The organism is Corallococcus praedator (genome assembly GCF_003612125.1).
Taxonomy (GTDB): domain Bacteria; phylum Myxococcota; class Myxococcia; order Myxococcales; family Myxococcaceae; genus Corallococcus; species Corallococcus praedator.
On sequence record NZ_RAWI01000208.1, the window covers coordinates 1 to 16344 of the forward strand.

At 68.7% G+C, this 16344-nt stretch carries 12 protein-coding genes; 7 read left to right on the forward strand and 5 right to left on the reverse strand.

Going from position 1 to position 16344, the window contains the following annotated elements:
* The coding region (locus D7Y13_RS24380) for an ATP-binding protein (protein ID WP_147452485.1) at positions 1–1488 on the forward strand (1488 nt) is incomplete at its 5' end.
* Between the two features lie 56 nt (positions 1489–1544).
* Positions 1545–2906 (forward strand): hypothetical protein, encoded by a 1362-nt coding sequence (locus D7Y13_RS24385; RefSeq protein ID WP_120585104.1) that lies wholly within the window; start codon positions 1545–1547, stop codon positions 2904–2906.
* A gap of 11 nt (positions 2907–2917) precedes the next feature.
* Here the strand turns inward: D7Y13_RS24385 and D7Y13_RS24390 are convergent, their stop codons facing one another.
* Together D7Y13_RS24390 and D7Y13_RS24395 are read right to left on the reverse strand one after the other, a co-directional pair.
* Entirely contained in the window at positions 2918–3241 is a 324-nt protein-coding gene (locus tag D7Y13_RS24390; RefSeq protein ID WP_120536121.1) for a hypothetical protein, read from the reverse strand.
* A gap of 186 nt (positions 3242–3427) precedes the next feature.
* The gene (locus D7Y13_RS24395) at positions 3428–4615 is read right to left on the reverse strand and encodes a cyclic nucleotide-binding domain-containing protein (RefSeq protein ID WP_120536122.1); all 1188 of its coding nucleotides are present in this window, start codon (positions 4613–4615) and stop codon (positions 3428–3430) included.
* Positions 4616–4763: 148 nt separating this feature from the next.
* Here D7Y13_RS24395 and D7Y13_RS24400 point away from each other — a divergent pair, with 148 nt between their 5' ends.
* From D7Y13_RS24400 to D7Y13_RS24415, 4 genes are all read left to right on the forward strand, one after another.
* Complete coding sequence (locus tag D7Y13_RS24400) at positions 4764–5750, forward strand: Rieske 2Fe-2S domain-containing protein (protein ID WP_120585105.1); 987 nt, start codon at positions 4764–4766, stop codon at positions 5748–5750.
* Positions 5737–6648 carry a fatty acid desaturase family protein gene (locus D7Y13_RS24405; protein ID WP_120585106.1) on the forward strand — a complete coding sequence of 304 codons (912 nt, stop codon included), beginning with the start codon at positions 5737–5739 and terminating at the stop codon, positions 6646–6648. The genes D7Y13_RS24400 and D7Y13_RS24405 overlap by 14 nt, the downstream gene beginning before the upstream one ends.
* Positions 6645–8156: a phosphatase PAP2 family protein gene (locus D7Y13_RS24410; protein ID WP_120585107.1), complete on the forward strand. Its 1512-nt coding sequence runs from the start codon at positions 6645–6647 to the stop codon at positions 8154–8156. Before D7Y13_RS24405 ends, D7Y13_RS24410 begins: the two co-directional genes overlap by 4 nt.
* Positions 8157–8250: 94 nt before the next feature.
* Positions 8251–8460 (forward strand): hypothetical protein, encoded by a 210-nt coding sequence (locus D7Y13_RS24415; RefSeq protein WP_370451716.1) that lies wholly within the window; start codon positions 8251–8253, stop codon positions 8458–8460.
* Positions 8461–8470: 10 nt separating this feature from the next.
* Here the strand turns inward: D7Y13_RS24415 and D7Y13_RS24420 are convergent, their stop codons facing one another.
* Positions 8471–9094: an SgcJ/EcaC family oxidoreductase gene (locus D7Y13_RS24420; protein ID WP_120536126.1), complete on the reverse strand. Its 624-nt coding sequence runs from the start codon at positions 9092–9094 to the stop codon at positions 8471–8473.
* Between the two features lie 350 nt (positions 9095–9444).
* Here D7Y13_RS24420 and D7Y13_RS24425 point away from each other — a divergent pair, with 350 nt between their 5' ends.
* Entirely contained in the window at positions 9445–14283 is a 4839-nt protein-coding gene (locus tag D7Y13_RS24425) for a hypothetical protein (RefSeq protein ID WP_244222370.1), read from the forward strand.
* Positions 14284–14384: 101 nt separating this feature from the next.
* Here D7Y13_RS24425 and D7Y13_RS24430 read toward each other — a convergent pair whose 3' ends face one another.
* A complete protein-coding gene (locus D7Y13_RS24430) occupies positions 14385–15377 on the reverse strand; it encodes a cysteine synthase A (RefSeq protein ID WP_120536128.1) in 993 nt (330 codons plus the stop codon).
* A gap of 21 nt (positions 15378–15398) precedes the next feature.
* Complete coding sequence (gene coaA, locus D7Y13_RS24435; RefSeq protein WP_244222371.1) at positions 15399–16337, reverse strand: type I pantothenate kinase; 939 nt, start codon at positions 16335–16337, stop codon at positions 15399–15401.
* Positions 16338–16344 lie beyond the last annotated feature (7 nt).

Genomic DNA, 16344 nt, shown 5'->3' on the forward strand with positions numbered 1-16344 from the left:
CCCCAGAGCCCCGTCTTCATCCTGGATGAGCAGGAGAGTGCCAAGGTCCTGGGCGTAGGGGGCGAGCTGAGCATTGGCTCCGTGGTGGGCTACGAGAAGATGGAGGCCCGCCTCAATCCCCGGGACAAGGCCGTGCTCCCACGGCACACCGGCATCATCGGGACGACGGGAGGTGGAAAGTCCACCACGGTGGCGACGCTCATCCACCGCGCGCAGCAGTCGGGCATCGCGACCATCGTCTTCGACGTGGAGGGTGAGTACACGCACGTGAACAAGCCCACGACCCACCCGGCGATGCTCGAAGCCCTCAAGCGCAGGGGCAAGCAGCCCGAAGGCGTGAAGGAACTGCATGTCCATCACCTCGTCGGTCGCGAGACCCGCAACCCACAGCACAAGCCTCTGCACCGTTTTTCGCTGAACTTCTCCAGCCTGTCGCCGTACGCGCTGGCGGAGATCCTCGACATGTCGGACGCCCAGCAGGAGCGCTTCCTCAAGGCCTACGACGTCACGAAGGTCTTGTTGGAAGACTTCAAGATCTTCCCGACCACCGAGGACCAGCGCAAGGAGGCGCTGGAAGTGGACGAAATGGCGACAGGCTACCCGCAAATGACCATCCAGCACCTCCTGGACGTCGTGAATGCCTATCTCTACGTCCTGAGCGATGAGGGAAGAAGCGACGGCCGACCCAGGTCTCGGTCCGCTTCCCGAGGGAGGTCCGCCGAAAGGGACGACAGCGACACCGCGGACGAGGAGGAGGCTTCTGCCAGCCTCTCGTCAAAGGGGCTCCCGCTGAAGAGCGTGTTCAAGACCGACCCGAAGAAGGTCATGCAACAGGTGCGAGCCCAGCCCAGCCGAAACCTGATCAGCTGGAGGGCGTTGGCGAGCAAGGTGGGCCGCCTCAATCGCCTCAACATCTTCGACATGGCCGGCACCGAGGGTGTGAATTACGACGCGATGCTCTCACCCGGTCGTGTGTCCGTCATCGACCTGTCGGACACGGACTCGCCGGTGCTCAACAACCTGGTCATCGCGGACATCCTGCGCGGCCTCCAGGAGCGACAGGAACTCTCCTACGAAAAAGCCAACCGCGAGGGTGGCGAGGTCACTCCGGTGCTCATCATCATCGAGGAGGCCCACGAGTTCCTGTCCGCCAGCCGCATCACGCAGATGCCGGTGCTGTTTGAACAGGTGGCGCGCATCGCGAAGCGGGGCCGCAAGCGGTGGCTGGGGCTCGTCTTCGTCACCCAGCTTCCGCAGCACCTGCCCAACGAGGTGCTGGGCCTGCTCAACAACTTCATCATCCACAAGATCACCGACGGCGCCGTCATCAGTCGGATGCAGAAGACCGTGGGCAGCATCGACGAGAGCCTGTGGAACCGCGTCTCTCGGCTCGCCCCGGGCCAGGCGCTGGTGTCCTTCAGCAACTTCACCCGTCCGCTGATGGTGGCCGTGGACCCGGCCCCCGTGAAACGGCTCCTCGTCGAGTAGACGTCACCCAGAGTCCAGGGACGGTGGAGGGTGGGAGCGCTATAGAGCCCCTCGCCATGCTCCTTCCCACCCTCCTCGCCTCCGCCATCGTCGCCCAGGCCCCCGCCTCCCCTGTCTCCCGCGCCGCGGAGACCCTGGGCCTGGGCCCCGTCCTGGATGCCGTCGTGCACCAGGGCGTGACCTACGCCGCGCTCGGACGCGGTGGCATCGCCGTGCTCAAGCTCGACGGAGCCACGCCCCAGCTCGTGCGGCGCGTCGAGGAGGGCCGGCGCTTCGTGCGGCTCGTCATCGTCAACCAGTCGCTCCTCGCCATCGAGCAGCGCGAAGAGGCCCACGCCTTCTCCCTCGCCACGCCCGAGCAGCCCCAGCCCGACTCACTGGCCTCCGCGCTGGGCTCGGCGCGCGACCTCACCGTCGTCACCAATGCGCCCCCTACCCCCGCTCCGCCGTCCACACCTCCCGCGGCGGCACAGCGGCTGACCGTCACCGCCGTGAAGGATGGCGACGTGACGCTCTCCGGCGGAGACGCTGCGGGCGTGCACGAAGGCGCCCACGTCCGGGTCCGCACCCAGGACGCCCGCGAGGTGGTGCTGGAGGTCGTCGTGTCCCGCGAGGACTCCGCCCTCGCGCGCCTGGGACGGGGCGAGAGCGTGCGCGTGGGAGACACCGCCGTCGTCACCGATGCGCCCGTGACGGCGCGACTCTTCTTCCCCGAACCCGGCGTGCCGCACCTGCGCTACGGCTTCCACGCCCGGCCGTTCCTCGCGCTGGATGCGACGACCCGGTTGGGACGCTCCGCGCGCGCGGGCGGGTTGCTGCTGGACGCCTTTGTCGCATGGCGGCCGGGAGAGAGCCCCGTGGTGCTGAGCGCCCAGCTCGAACCGGTAGGCTTTGGTCTGGGCACCGGCCTGCGCCACACGCCGGGCGCCGCCTACGTCGCCGTCGCCTACGCCACCGACTTCCTCGAAGTGGGCATTGGCGCGGGGGCGCTGTTCGGCCAGAAGGCGTGCTTCCCCGAACTCGACCCGGACACGTACCAGGAAGTCGAAGGCAAGAACGTCTGCGAATCCAACGCCGGACCGTCCATCCAGCAGGTGCTGCGGCTGGGGGCGCTCGACGGGTTCCACCTCGCGTGGAGTTCCTCCATTCTCTCGCGCGACAACCAGTTCCGCTTCGGCTCCGGACGTGGCGAGGTCCAGGTGCCGCTCACCCCCAGCCTGTCCCTCTTCGGCGCGGGCGGTGGCTCGGCCAGCGGCTGGAACTTCGGTGAACTCGGCGTGCGCAGCTTCCTCAAGGGCAACGGCGGCGCTGGCACCACCGTGCTCTCCGCGAGCCTGGGCATCGTCTCGCTCTCCGACGGCACCGGGAATGCCCTCACCGGACCCTCGGTCTCGATTGGCATCGAGCGGCGCCCCTGAAGCCTCCTGCTTCAGTGTCCGGACGCCATCGACGCGGAGAACTCATCCGGCACCATCGAGCCGGAGATGGGGAAGTCCTTGGGTGCCCGGTTCCACGCCTTCTTGCCTGACAGGCGACCGGGCCCCTTCGGGATGCGGCCCAGGCCCATGAAGGCCAGCGACAGGATGCCCAGCCCGATGGCCCCCGAGGCCACATGGGCGAAGAGTCCAATCCTCCTGCGCCTCGAACCACTGACGCCCAGGAGCGGCAGCGAAGCGATGGGCGTGGAGGCCAGCACCAACCACATGCGCCAGTTCGCGCGAGCCTGGGTCTTCAGTGCGGCGATCGAAGCCATGGGGCGTCCTTCCAAGCAGGAGGTCCAGCTTGGAGGATGGGGGCGGCCGGGTGACCCTGACAGGCCCCCCTCATCACGCTCGCCTGCTTCCTTCGGGAGAAACGGAAGCACTCCCAGCGCTCCCTCCCGCCGGGTGTGCTTCCCCTCAAGCCGGGGGAGCAGGCACGCCCCCACCGCGAGAAGCCTTCAGCCGCTCAGCGCCCGCACGCGCGCCGCGAGGCTCTGCGTGAAGAGCCGGTAGATGTGCAGCGACGCCGTGTCATGCGTGGCGAGGAAGTGCTGGAAGCTCTCGCGGGTGATGCGCAGCGCACGCACCGACGTCTTCGCCCGCACGTTCGCGGACACCGGGCCGTCCTGCACGAGGGAGATCTCCCCCAGGTGCGAGCCCGGCCCCAGCGTGTTGAGGAGCCGTGCGTTGGATTCGTTGCCGCTGAAGACATCCACCGAGCCCTCCAGCAACACCAGCAGCCCGGTGCCGGGAGCGCCCTTCTCCAGCAGCACCGTGCCCGGCGACGCCGCCACGGGCCGCGCCAGCCGGTACAGGTCCTTCATGTCCTCCAACGGCAGCTCACCGAAGATGGGAATGGCCTTGAGGAAGCGGTAGCCGCTGGCCTCCGGCACGGACGCGCCCGCGGCCAGACGCGCCAGGAGCGCCTCCGCCTCCACGTCCAATCCCATGCGCCGCAACAGCCGCGCCTTCTCCGTGACGAGCACTGGATCCACGCGCAGCAATTCAGAGCTGCTCAGCGCGTCCGCCAGCACCGCGAGCGCCCGGTGCGTGAAGCCTCCCGCGTCCAGCACCTTGCAGGTGCGCAGCACCGCTTCGACGTAGCGCGGGTCCTCCGCGAGCACGCCGCCCAGGGCCTCGGCCTCCGCGTGCGCCTGTCCCAGCTTCTGGTAGAGGTCCGCGGCCTCGAAGTGGCGGCCCAGGCGGACCAGGCAGTGCGCCATGGACTCGGTGGCGCCCAGGCCCCGGTACACCTCCAGCGCGCGCTCCAGCGCCCCACCCCGCTCGAAGGCCGCCGCGGCGCGCTCCACCTCGCCCGCGCGCAGGTACGCCTCCGCCGCCGCCACGTGCTGACCGCCTTGCGCGTACAGGTCCGCCACGTTCACGTCGTCGCCGCTGCCGTCGAGCAGCCGCGCCGCGCCCGTGAAGTCGCGCGCCCGGCGCAGCACGTCCACCAGCCAGTGGCGCTCCTTCGCCGTGCCCTGCGAGGCCTCCTTGCGCAGACGCTCGCGCTGCGCGGCTCCCAGCTCCTCGTAGAGCTGCGCCGCGCGCTCCGGTTCGCCCTGCGCCGCCAGGGTCTGCACCACCTGGAGCGTGCCGCCTCGCAACGTGCCGCCCCGTCCGCTGCCCGCCGTTTCGCCTGCCATGTCGCCTTCCCTTCCCGGACCCGCTCCGCTTCGGACGACGCGCCCGGTTCCGCCAGCGTCCTGACTAAACAGGAACCCGAGCGTAAAGCTACCACTCCACCAACCCCCCGTGGCCCTGGGGACACCGGGTCCGCTAGGGTCCAGCACCATGGCTGTTCCTGTACCGGCCGGGGGGGATGCGGCGCGCCTCCCCGGGCCCGTGCGTCCCCGCGCCTGGTACCTCGTGGGTCCTTCCGCGTCGCTGCGGCGGGGGCAGGCGAGGGGCGTCCAGGTGGGCGGGCGCGAGCTGGTGGTGTTCCGCGGCGACGCGGGTCAGGTGCACGCGCTGGAGGCGCACTGTCCCCACCTGGGGGCCCACCTGAAGCACGGCACCGTCCAGGGCGAGCTGTTGCGCTGTCCCCTGCACCACTGGAGTTTCGACGGGGCGGGCCGGTGCCGCGCCGTGCCAGGTCGCAAGGACGTCTCCCACCTGCCGGGTCCCCAGGCCTTCCCGGTGGAGGAGCGCTTCGGCGCGCTGCTGGTCTTCAGCGGCCCCACGGCGCTCTTCCCTCCTCCCGACGTGGGGGGGCCGGAGCACGTGTGGAACGTGGGCCCGCCGGTGACGGTGCGCTGTCCCTGGCTGCCGCTCGCGGCGAATTCGTTCGATCTGGAACACCTGCGCACGGTGCACCACCGCGAACTGAGGGACGTGCCCACGCTGGACACGCCGGATCCGTTCACGCTGCGGCTGCGCTACACGTCGCGGGTCGTCGGCACCGGCGCGAGTGACCGGCTGATGAAGGCGCTGTCGGGTAATCACATCCGCGTGACGCTCACGCTGCACGGAGGCACGTTGATGTCGGTGCAGAGCGACCTGGGCCGCGCGAGGGGGTTGTTGCTCGCGGGCCTGACTCCGGTGCCGGAGGGGGTGTCGGTGCGGTTGGCCGTCGCCGCGCGGCGCGGGCGGGTTCCGGGCGCGACGGCGCTGGCGCTCAAGGTGTCGCGGTGGCTCTACACGTCGTTCCTGCGCCGCGACCTGTCCGTGCTGGACGGGATGCGCTTCAACGTCGCCACGGCGACAGCGGATCCGGTGATGCGCCAGTTGATCGACTTCGCCATCGGGCTGCCCGAGGACCCGGCCGATGCGCTCCGATGACGCCCCGCCCATCCCGGCCGCGCTCAACGCGGTGCTGCTCGTCGCGGCGATGGGCGCGGGGGCCCTGTGCCTGTGGACGGCGTCGCACGCGGAGGCGCTCGCGGTGCGGCTGGTGGCGGCGGGGGTCTTCTCGTACGTGAACAACACGGTGTTCTCGCTGCTGCATGAGGCGACGCACGGCGTGCTGCATCCGGCGAGAAGCGTGAACAACGGGCTCGGGAGACTGGCGGCGACGTTCTTCCCGACGTCGTTCACGTTGCAGCGGGCCTTCCACCTGACGCACCACCGACACAACCGCACGGACCGCGAGCAGTTCGACTACCTGCGGCCGGGCGATCACCGCTGGCTCAAGCGTGCGCAGTGGTACGCCATCCTCACCGGCATCTACTGGGTGTTCGTGCCGGTGGGGGCGCTGGTGTTCGCGCTCGCGCCGGGGTTGTTGAAGCGGCTGCGCGGACCGGGCACGCGCTATGGGGAGCAGACCGGCGCGGACGCGTACCTGGGGCGGCTGGAGGAGGCACCGGGCGCCATCATCCGCGCCGAGGTGCTGGGGACGGTGGCCGTGCAGGTGGGGCTGGCGTACGCGCTGGACCTGACGCTGGCCGGATGGGCGCTGTGCTACGCGGCGTTCGCGGTGAACTGGAGTTCGCTCCAGTACGCGGACCATGCGTGGTCACCGCTGGACGTGCGCGAGGGAGCGTGGGACCTGCGGGTCGCCGCGCCTGTGCGCTGGGTGTTCCTCAACTATCACTACCATCGCGCCCACCACACGCATCCCCAGGTGCCCTGGCTCTACCTGGGCCGCTACGTGGATGAGGGCGTCCCGCGTCCGGGGTTCCTGCGCATCTGGCTCCAGATGTGGAGGGGACCGCGTCCGTTCCCGGAGAAGACGCCATGAGTGGTTCCACGGCGCTCTTCGGTTGGCCGACGTCTGGCGAATTGAAACGCACGGGTGCGCTCGCGTGCGGCTTCGCGCTGTTCTTCCTGATGGTCTACGGGGGCGCGAGCTGGGTGACGGGCTTCTATCCCGGCGGCCTGCGCGTGGACCTGCCCTTCGAGCAGCACATCCCTTTCATCCCCGGCTGGGCCGCCGTCTACGTGAGCATGGATGTGCTGTTGTTGCTGTCGCTGTTCATCTTCCGGACGTGGCGGCAGATGCTCCCCTTCGCGCTGGTGCTGTGCGCTCAGACCGTCGTGGGCGCGCTGTGCTTCCTCGTGCTTCCAGTCGAGGTCGCGTGGCCGCCGCGCGCCGTCACGGGGGATTGGACGCAGGTCTTCCACCTCGCGGACACGATGAACCTGGAGCGCAACTACCTGCCCTCGCTCCACGTCGCCTTCGCGTGCACGGCGGCGCTGGCCTACCGCGAGCGTTCCGGACCGTTGGCCCGCGCGGTGTTCGCGCTCTGGGCGCTGGCCATCGCGGCCTCCACGCTGTTCATCCACGAGCACCACCTGGTGGACGTGTTCGCGGGCGCGCTGCTGGCGTGGGGCACGTGGCGCGTCGTGGTGCCCCGAGCCCGGGAAGCGGGCTTCCTCGAAGCCGTGCGGGTGGAAGCCCTCTGCGCGAGGGAGCTGTACCGCTTCACACGCCGGCACCCGCGTTATGGGCTCATCGCGCTGGCGCTGTACCAGCAGTCCGTGGGGCGCTGGCGCAAGGCCCGCAGGGCGCGGGCGGGCTTCTGCTTCCTCCAACTGGTGGACGACGTGCTGGACGGAGACCGGCCTGTTGAAGGCGAGCCACTGGAGCACATCGACGCGCTCCTCGTGCGGCTTGAGACGGGCGCGCACCTCGTCCCGGGAGCGTCGTTCGAGTTCCATGACACCGCGACCACGCTGGGCGGGGTCCTGCTCACGGAGCTGTCGGATGACCGGGCCCGAGCGCAGGTGCTCGAGCTGGTGCGTACGATGCGCAAGGACCGCGAGCGGGTGCGGGACGGACGCTGGTCGGACGCGGCGACGCTCCAGGCACAGCACGCGGCCACCTTCCGCCTGTCGGTGGAGCTGATGCTGCACGTCGCGGATGCTCGGGTGCACGCGGACGATGCGCCTTCCCTGCTCGCGGCGCTGGGCTGGTGTTCGGTGATGCGCGACCTGCGCGAGGACCTGGCGCAGGGGCTCTTCAACGTGCCCGCCGACGTCGCCGCCGAAGCGCGCGCCGGGGGGCATGACCCGGCGGACTTCGACTCGCTGCTCGCCTCCGAAGCGGGGCGGGCCTGGGCGCTCAGCGAGTACCAGCGGGCGCGGGCGCTGCTCGACCGGTCCGCCGTGGAGCTGGCCGCGCTGGAAGGCAGGCCTGGAGCACCACTGCTCCGCCTCTTCCACCGTTCGGTCGAGTCCTTCTGGGCGAAGAAGCTGCCGCGGAGGATGCCCTTCCTGCGTCAGTCCACCGCGCTCAGGACCTCCTGAACGCTTGGGATGCGGGAGCATCACCCGGGTGCGGCCGTGAAGGGGAGCGGGTGCACGCAATGACGCGAGGAGGACGCGGGCATCTGCTGGAGACATGTCTGACTCCGCCCCAAGCGCGCCGCTCACCGGTGCCAACGCCCGCCCGGTGGACAGCTCCGAGCGGGCCGTCCTGCTGGACGTGCTGCGCGGCTTCGCGCTGTGCGGCGTCTTCGTCTCCAACAGCTTCGCCTGGTTCAGTGGCTTCGTGCTCCTGCCACGCGAACAGTCCCAGGCGCTGACGGCCCCGGCGCAGGTGGCGAGCTGACAGCCGCGGCTCAGGCCGTCGCGGACCGGCGGCCCCGGCGGCCGAGGAAGAAGCCCACCGCGAGGGCGCCGACGGCGACGAGGGCCCCGAAGCCCATCGCGGCGTTCTTCACCTTGGTGAGCAGGGGATTGTCGAACACGTTGGTGGAGTAGTGGAAAGCGGCGATGAGCCAGCGGTCCCCCTCCTTCACCAGCGTGCAGGTCCACCGGCCGTTGATGACGATGTCGCTGCCGTCGCTCAGTTCGTAGTGGTCCAGCGACGAGCCATAGGCGACGCCCGCGTTGCCATACAGCCGGGTGAGCGCATCGACGTCGAACTTCGCCGTCACCTTCTTCACGACGCTGTTCGGACCGCCCAGCATCTGCGCGTAGTAGGCGCGGATGGAGTCCTTGCCCACGCGAACATCGTTGTTCATCGTGGAGAACACGACGTCCGGGTGCAGGTGCGACAGCAGCCGCTCCAGGTCCTGCTTGTTGAGCGCGTCCTCCATGTCCTGCTTGATGGCGCGCAGCGCCTGATGCGTCGCCTCGTCACTGGAGGCCACCGCCACGGGCGCCGCCGGCTCCTGGGCCACCGCCATCACGGGCACCACGACGAACAGCAACGCCAAGAGACCCAGCCGAGTGCGCATCATCGAAGCTCCACGAAGGAGAAAGAGGCCACGCAGCATAGACGACCGGACGCGCTTCTCGATGGCTCTCTTCTGGCGGCGAATCACCAGACCTCCTTGGAAATCGAGCGACTCAAGGTGTCCGGAGGTCAATCACATTCACGCTGTGTGGAACAGATGGCTGACACCGCATAAACCGGGCGTGGATGCCCCAGGAAGAGCCTGCTTGAGACATTTCTCACGCTTTGAAAAATTCATTTGAGCACAAATTGCTGTGTCTTTTCCCGTGCGCGCCGGAAATAATTCATGCGCCAATGAAACTTTATGGACAGCTAGAGACCTCGGAACCCAGCAGCCTGGAAGCCTGCACGTTGGTGCTGGGCCAGACGCCCAACGCGCCTCTCTTCACCGCGGAGATCACCAGCCCTCAGGGTGGGTTCTTCTTCCAGAAGATCACTGCCTCCGCGCTTCCCTTCCCCCTTTCGCTCCATGTCCTCCTCGCGGGGACCCCCGTCGTGGAGCACACGTTCGCCGACAAGGCCGCGCTGAATGCGGTGCTGGTCGCGGAGAGCAAGTCCGCGGAAGCGAACCGGCTCGTCATCCTCCAGTTGCCCGCGCGCGCTCCCGCGGTGAAGGTGGCCCCGCGCACGCAGGTCACGGCGACCATGGAGCCTGCGTCGGCTTCCCGGGCCACGCTGGAGGCCTCTCAGCAGACCCGCCTGGTCACCGCGGCCGCGCCGAAACAGGAGGTGGAGTTCATCTCCGTCCTGGGCGCGGTGGAGAGCTCCGCCGGCTCCGTCTCGGGGTACACCCTGGAGGTCTCCTGTCCGGACACCATCGCCGGAGACAGCGAGGTCACGCCCATCCACCAGGAGCGCCTGCTGGGCCCCACGGGCGCCTTCCAACTGGAGCTCGCCGTCACCGGCCGCTTCTCCACCAGCCCCCTCACCTTCGTGGTGCGCACCCCCAACGGCCTGCCCACCCGACTCATCTCTCCCACGCACCTCACCGTGAGCCAGGCGGCCAAGCTGGCGTTGGTGAAGGTGCAGGTGGAGCCGTTCTCGCCCATCGTCCTCGTCCCAGGCTCCAGTGCCGCGTCAGCCACCCGTGTCCTCAAGGGACGCCTGGTGGACCCCACGGGCAGGGCGCTGAAGCGGCAGCAGATCCTCTTCCAGGCCCTGCGAGGAGACGGGACGAGCACCCCTCTCAAGATTTCCCTCGCCGCGGTCACCACGCACAGCAGCGGCAACTTCTCCGTGGTGGTCCCCAACGCGCCATTCCTCGGGGCCCACGCGGTGGTCTCCTCCCGTCCCGAGGAGGAACTGCCCATCGCGCTCAACGCGGATGGCACGTTCCCCGCGTTCACCCTGCTGGTCGTCGAGACAGGGAGCACGGCCGAGGATGGCGGCGGTGAAGACGACTGCGCCTGCCATGACCCGACCCCGCGCCTGCCGGGCACGGAGGAGCTCGTCGCCAACGAGTCCAGCTATTCGCAGGACATCGGTGGTTCCTGCGTCAACTTCACGGTCCCCAACCGGACGCTGGAGGAGTTCAGCCACTACGCCATCGTGCGCACCACGGACCCGCGCGGCCAGCTCGTCCCCATCCGCGAAGCGCCCGCCTGGGAGTGGAATGGCGACACCTCCGACCCGGTCGGCTACGCCCGTCATCTCCACCGCACCTTGCGACAGACGCTGGGGACCAAGAACCCCCTGCGCTGGGACGACGACGCCACCGACTACGAGCTGTATCAAGCCGTCTCGCTGGCGCACGGCCACGTGCTCCACTTCAAGCAGACCTTCAAGGCGGACGGCTACTCGATGGGAGACCTGCTCTACTCCCTGCCGCTGGCCCCCGGTCAGAAGAAGCAGCTCGTCATCTACGACTGGAACCGGGAGGACGGGGCCTCGCGCGACGAGGCCACGGTGGCCGAAGAGGGCCTGACGCACAACCTGTCGCGAGACCGCGACATCGACGAAATCCTCAGTGGGACCGTCCAGGAGTCCATGCGGGGTGGCAGCTCGGCCAAGACGCGAGGCTTCTCCTTCGGCCTGGGGGGCGCTGGCAGCGGCAGCAAGAACGGCGTGGCCGTGGGGCTGTCGACCGGCTTCAGCATCTCCGGCGGCTCGGGGACGTCCTCCGCGTGGCAGGACAACACCCGCGACATGACGTCCAGCCTGCACAACCGGCTGCGTGACGCCACCATGCAGGCCACGTCCTCCGTGCGCAGCCAGCGCGCCACCGTCGTCACCAGCGCGAAGCAGGGCGAATCACTCTCCGTGCAGACCGAAGTGGTGGCCAACCACAACCACTGTCACGCGCTGACCATCCAGTACTTCGAAATCCTCCGGCACTTCGTCATCGAGCAGCAGGTGGTGGACGTCCAGGAGTGTCTCTTCGTCCCCTTGATGATGAGCCTCTTCACGGACGCGAAGATCCTGCGCTGGCGCGAGTGCCTGTCCGAGCACCTGCTCTACTCCGCGGAGACGACCCGGGGACGGGAGCTGCGTCAGGGCTTCGACGCGCTGGAGCGCATTGCCCGGAACTACCAGGGCACGGACTTCCCCCGCCGCGTGGAGCCCTCCGGCGCGGTGACGTTCCTTCCCTTCAGCGAGGAGTCCATCGAGGAGTTCTCCGGTGAGCTCCAGCTCCGCCTGACGCTGAGCCGTCCGGCGGATCACGCGGATGGGACGATTGACGCGGCCGCCTGGGCCACCCTGAGCCACGTCTTCCTGGGGCTGGACATCCAAGGCATCCGCAACCTGTTCCTCAAGCTCTCCATCGAGGAGCGGGAGCGCGCCTTCCAGACGCAACACGCCCCCGCGCTCGCCCGCAACTTCGTCGAGCAGCTTCGCTTCGAGGCCATCCTCGCGAACGGGACGACGGTGAAGGACCTGCGGCTGGACTGCACCCTGCTCACCGACTACGCCCCGGGCCGGCCGTTGACCGTCTCCGTGCGCACCACGCGGACCACGGACCTGAAGGCGCTCAAGGCAGGGGTGGCCCAGCAGCCCTTCTCCGGCACCCCCGCGGACCTCAAGCGCAGCCAGATTGTCGGGCTGCGGCTGAGCGCCCCCAGCGTGAGCCTGTCGGGCAGCTTCGCCGTGCTCGACCGGGGCACGCTGCGCTACCGCACGCCCCACTTCAGCGGGACGCTGGTGAATGACCAGGCCATCCGCAACGACATCGGCTTCGCGGATCAGCTCTTCCTGCCCACGCCCATGAAGCCCGAGGAGCAGCGCAACCCCTGGCAGGAGGATCAACGGCTGGCCCAGCAGCTCAGGGACCATCTCAACCAGGAGAACCTCGAGTACTACCACCACGCCATCTGGTGCCACGGCATCACGCCGCACCGTCGGTACATGATGCTGGACCGCATCCATCTGGCGCAGGACGACTTCAACTCCATCTATGCGCAACGCGGGGTGCTGGGCCGCTCCCTGGCCTCGCTGGTGGAGAACCGGCTGCTGGGGGTCGCGGGCAACTCCCTCGTCTTCCCGGTGGCCCGTGGTCTCAACCTGGACCCCACCTACGAGATGGGCACCCCGGACCAGGGCGGCAGTGGGGCCATTGCCCATGCCTCGCTCTTGGAGCACTACCAGACGGAGGCCGAGCGCGAAGGGGGCCAGGGCTCCGTCTTCCGCCTGAGCGTGCCCACGCCCGGAGTCTTCGCGGAGGCCGTGCGCGGCGCCTGCAACGCCTGCGAGCGCATTGATGACACGCGCTTCTGGAGATGGGAGCAGTCGCCCACGGACGAGCCCACCGCCATCAACCCGGTGAGCACGGACAGCCGCTACCAGACGCCGCAGAGCACCACGCCCACCTCGCTCCCGCAGCCCATCGTCAACATCCAGAACGCACCGGCCGCGCCGGACCCCACGGGGGTGGGCTCGCTGCTGACCGCGCTCGGTCAGGTGAGCCCCTTCGCCAACCTGACGGGCCTGGACCAGAACCAGAAGAACGCCCTGGCGGCGATGACCTCCAATCAGGAGACCGCGCGGGCCTTCGGGGAAATGGCCACGAAGCTCGCGTTGTCGGCCCAGAGCAGCCGCAACTCCGCCGTCCTGAACGAGCAGATCGACAAGGCCTTCCCCGCCTCCAAGGCCCCGGCGAAGAACCAGGAGTGGAAGGAGCGGCTGCTGAACGCACAGCTCGGCGGCGAGTCGCTGGCTTCGGGCTTGAGGGCGTCGCCGCTGGAGCAGTTGGACCTGAGGCAGACCATCGACGCGGTCCGCGGCTCGCCTGGCATGGAGGTGGACGTGGGTCCATCCCAGGTCGCGGTTCGCAACCGCTCTGGCGCCAGGCGCGGCAGCTCCGCGACCTCCACCCCGGAGGTCTCGGACGAGCAGTCGCCCGCGACGGAGTGGCCTTTCATCGAGGGCTACTCGCAGATCACGGCGCTCTACCCACGACTGACGCAGATCCTCGAAAGTTCGAGCGTCTTCCGTCAGTCCGTCATCGAGCCCTTCTCCGGCCCCAGCGCCGCGGTCCCGTTGATCATCGAGGTCCATCCGACCGCCACCAACGGCATCGATGGCCAGTGCATCATCGAGGTGAGGGACCCTTCCGACACGACGACGCCGGGCGGCACCTGGATTTCGCTCCTCCGGCTCACCCGGGACCTCGCCGGGTTCGACATGGCCCGCGACGTGCGGATCCGCGTCCTGATCGCGATGAGGGGACAGGCCACCTCACATCCGGGCGGCATGCTCCTGATCATCTCCCACGAGTGGGCGCTGCATGGGCTTGGCTGCCGCGAGACGATTCTCCGGGCCCGAAGCGAGGCCTGGACGCTCAAGGCGCTGCGCGACTTCTACGTCGCCGAGGTGAGCAGCCATCAGCACCACCGGCAGATCGGCGCGAGCACCAATGCGACGTACGAAGCGGTGAACAATGACCTGGAGCGGTTGCTCAATGAGATGACCCCTCTGGTCATGACGAGGATCAAGCCAGCCTACATTGATGGGCAGAGCCAACTGCTGCCGCTGCCCACCCGTGCCGTCGCGCCCCTTCCCTCCAGAATCTACAACTTGAACCACCAGCACAGCCTGTACACGGCCTACCAGATGTTCGTGTTCGAGCGAGAGATGGAGAAGAGCTACAAATACAATCCGGCGCACCCCATGAACTACCTGCAGGAGGGCACGTCGGCCGACTCCTGGCCGTGGGATTATCTCGATTCCAACCAGACGCAGCAGCCAGTGGAGCCGTAGTCCGCGGTAGCGCGGCCGGGTGGGAGCTCCGTGACAGAAGGGGACGGCGCATCCAGACACGCTCCTTGAGCGTGTCCCCGTCCCCTTCCCTCCCCGGAGTCTCAGCCCACCGGCAGCGGCTTCACCGTGAGCTGCTTGGACGCCAGGAACTCCGGGTTGAACACCTTGGAGGCATAGCGGCTGCCGTGGTCACACAGGAACGTGACGATGCGCAGCCCCTGTCCCGCGTGCTGCCGCGCCACCTCCCACGCGGCGCGCACGTTGATGGCCGCGGAGGTGCCCACCACCAACGCGTCCTCCCGGGCCAGGTGGTAGAGCATCTCCAGCATGTCCTGGTCCTCCAGGCGCATCGCCTCGTCCACCCGCGCCTGCCGGAAGTTCTCCGTCAGCCGCATGATGCCGATGCCTTCCGTGATGGAGCTCCCCGTCGTCTCCAGCTTCCCGCTCCGCACCTGGCTGTAGAGCCCCGACCCCGGCGGATCCACCAGCACCACGCGCAGCGCCGGGTTCTTCTCCTTCAGGTAGCGACTCGTCCCGGACAACGTCCCGCCGCTGCCCACCGACGCCACCAGCACGTCCACCTTCCCCTCCGCCTGCTCCCAGATTTCAGGGCCCGTCGTCTCGTAGTGGTAGTCACCGTTGGCCGTGTTCTCGAACTGGTTCATCCACGCCCAGCCGTGCTCCTCCGCCAGCACGCGCGCCTGATGGAAGAAGTGGGACGGATTGGAGAAGGGCACCGCCGGCACGCGCCGCACCTCCACGCCCATCGCCTCCAGCAGCTCGTATTTCTCCCGTGCCTGGTTGTCCGGCATCGTCACCACCACCCGGTAGCCCCGCTCGCGCCCCAACAAACCCAGGCCGATGCCGGTGTTGCCCGCCGTGCCTTCGACAATCGTTCCCCCGGGCTTCAACTGCCCGGACGCCTCCGCGCGCCGGATCATCCCCTTCGCGGCCCGGTCCTTGATGCTGCCGCCGGGATTCATGAACTCCGCCTTGGCGACGATGTCGCAACCCGTCCGCCGGCTGAGTGAACCAATGCGCAGCAGCGGCGTGTTGCCCACCGCGTCCCAGAGCGAACCCATTCGTGGAGCCATGTCTGTGTTTCCCATTGCCGCCTACAGCTTGCGCATGCGCACGCGGCGGACCTTGTGGTCGCTGCCCTTCACCAGGATGAGCCGCGCGCGGGAGCGCGTGGGCGCGATGTTCTGCGCCAGGTTCGGCCCGTTGATCTCCGCCCACACCGACGCCGCCCGGGCCACCGCCTGATCCCGCGTCAGCTCCGTGAAGCGCCGGAAGAAGGACCGCTCGTCGTGGAACGCCGTCTCCCACAAGTGCAGGAAGCGCTCCACGTACCAGTGCCGGATGTCCGTCTCCAGAGCGTCCACGTAGATGGAGAAGTCGAAGAAGTCCGACAGGAACGTCTGCGGCAGTTGCCCCCCCTCCACCAACCCCGTCTGCAAGACGTTGAGCCCCTCGAGGATGAGGATGTCCGGCTGGCGGATGGCCAGCGCCTCCTCCGGGACGATGTCGTAGACGAGGTGCGAGTACACCGGCGCCGTCACCTCCTCCTTCCCCGCCTTCAGCTCCGCGAGGAAGCGCACCAGCCCACGCCTGTCGTAGCTCTCCGGGAAGCCCTTGCGGTTCATGATGCCGCGCTCGGCGAGCACCCGGTTGGGGAACAGGAACCCGTCCGTCGTCACCAACTCCACGCGCGGATGATCCGGCCAGCGCGCCAGCAACGCCTGGAGGATGCGCGCCGTGGTGCTCTTGCCCACCGCCACGCTGCCCGCGATGGCGATGATGAACGGCACCTTGCGCCCCGAATATCCCAGGAACGCCTGCTGCGCCGCCCACAGCGACTGCGCCGACGCCACCTGCAGGTGCAGGAGACGCGACAGCGGCAGGTAGACGTCCACCACCTCGTCGATGTCCAGCCGCTCGCCCAGGCCCACCGCGAGGAAGGTGTCGAAGCGCTCCGACGACGCCACCACGCCCAGCGCCTCCGCCTGCACCGACATCCGGTAGGGCAGCAGGCGTTCGGAGTCCGTGGACATCCCCGCC